Below are 1,355 nucleotides of genomic sequence, written 5' to 3'. Positions count from 1 at the left end.
AGTTCTGGCACGGAGTTGATGGAGCGTATTCGTCAGGAGGTGGTGCTCTACGCAGTTCGTATCGATGTTGCGGAAGAGTTTGCTCGACTCAAGACTCATCTTCAGGCAGTAGATACTGCTCTGGCAGGTAAAGGGCCAGTTGGAAAACGTTTAGATTTCTTGATGCAAGAGTTGAATCGTGAAGCCAACACCTTGAGCTCTAAATCTGTTTCAGAAGAATGTACTCAAGCTGCTTTAGAGCTCAAGCTCTTGATTGAGCAGATGCGTGAACAAGTCCAAAATTTAGAGTAACTATCCCTTACACAAATTATTATGGCCAGCCCTAAACCTAAAGCTAACCTATCTCCCGCTTATCAAGGCAGCATGTTGATGATCGTTGCCCCATCAGGCGCTGGAAAATCTTCTTTGGTGAATGCCTTATTGCAAGAAGATACGGCGCTCAAGCTCTCCCTTTCCACTACAACACGTGCGCCAAGGCCAGGCGAGGTGGATGGCAAGGACTATCGCTTTATTAAAAGAGATGAATTTATAGCGGAACGCGATCAAGGTAATTTTTTGGAGCATGCGGAAGTGCACGGCAATTTTTACGGCACCTCCAAAGCTTGGATCGAAACCCAGATGAAAACCGGGCGCGATGTGATGCTCGAGATCGACTGGCAGGGCGCCCAGCAAATTCGTCAAATTATTCCCGAAGTGCAGTGGATCTTCATCTTCCCGCCTTCATTTGAGGCCTTAGAGGAGCGCTTGCGTAAACGTGGGCAGGATGATGAGGAAACCATTCAGAGAAGGTTGGCTGCAGCCCATTTAGAGCTTCAGCATGCCCATGAAGCGGATTTCATTGTCATCAACGATGATTTTGAGCAGGCTTTAATTGATTTACGCCATGTTGTTGCTGCCAGCCGCTTACGCTCAGGGCCAATTATGGCTCGCAACCCAGCGCTTTTAAGGCGGCTTGGGGTCTAATCAGTTATCCTATAGGTATTGAAGCTAAATTTAAGTGAGTTCAGCATGGCCCGTATTACTGTAGAAGATTGTCTAAAAACTATCCCAAATCGTTTTGAGCTGGTATTGGCCGCGACTTATCGCGCACGTCAATTAGTTCAAGGTCACTCCCCACGTGTTGAGTCCAGAGATAAAGCAACTGTAGTTGCCTTACGTGAAGTTGCTGCTGGTGTAACTGACCGTGACATGTTGACCAAAGTACCTTTGTAATTCAGGGGTTCCGTTGTGGAGCTCCCCTTAGGCGACCAAAACACATCGGAATCCAAAGGTCGGGTCTCGCCTAAAGAGACTGTTAATAGCGATAAGTCTTCCATCATCGCAACATTGTTAGCTCAATCGAGCCGACATTTATT

The 1,355-nt window shown here is 47.2% G+C and carries 3 protein-coding genes; all 3 read left to right on the top strand.

Annotation, left to right across the window (positions count from 1 at the left end):
- On the top strand, positions 1–291 hold a 291-nt coding region (locus tag B7Y67_RS18205), incomplete at its 5' end, for a DUF1732 domain-containing protein (RefSeq protein ID WP_293599840.1).
- Between the two features lie 21 nt (positions 292–312).
- The gene (gene gmk / locus B7Y67_RS18200) at positions 313–963 is read left to right on the top strand and encodes a guanylate kinase (RefSeq protein ID WP_215303299.1); all 651 of its coding nucleotides are present in this window, start codon (positions 313–315) and stop codon (positions 961–963) included.
- A 45-nt stretch (positions 964–1,008) separates the two neighbouring features.
- Entirely contained in the window at positions 1,009–1,212 is a 204-nt protein-coding gene (gene rpoZ / locus B7Y67_RS18195; RefSeq protein WP_011902918.1) for a DNA-directed RNA polymerase subunit omega, read from the top strand.
- Positions 1,213–1,355: the final 143 nt, after the last annotated feature.

The sequence above is a fragment of the Polynucleobacter sp. 35-46-11 genome, assembly GCF_002281105.1.
Note: the sequence above shows the minus strand (reverse complement) of the source record. Positions and strands in the feature narration are given on the sequence as shown.

What these genes read in the sequence shown, in the direction of transcription:
- gmk (WP_215303299.1), top strand. Translation starts at nt 313, where the DNA reads ATGGCCAGCCCTAAACCTAAAGCTAACCTATCTCCCGCTTATCAAGGC.
- rpoZ (WP_011902918.1), top strand. Translation starts at nt 1,009, where the DNA reads ATGGCCCGTATTACTGTAGAAGATTGTCTAAAAACTATCCCAAATCGT.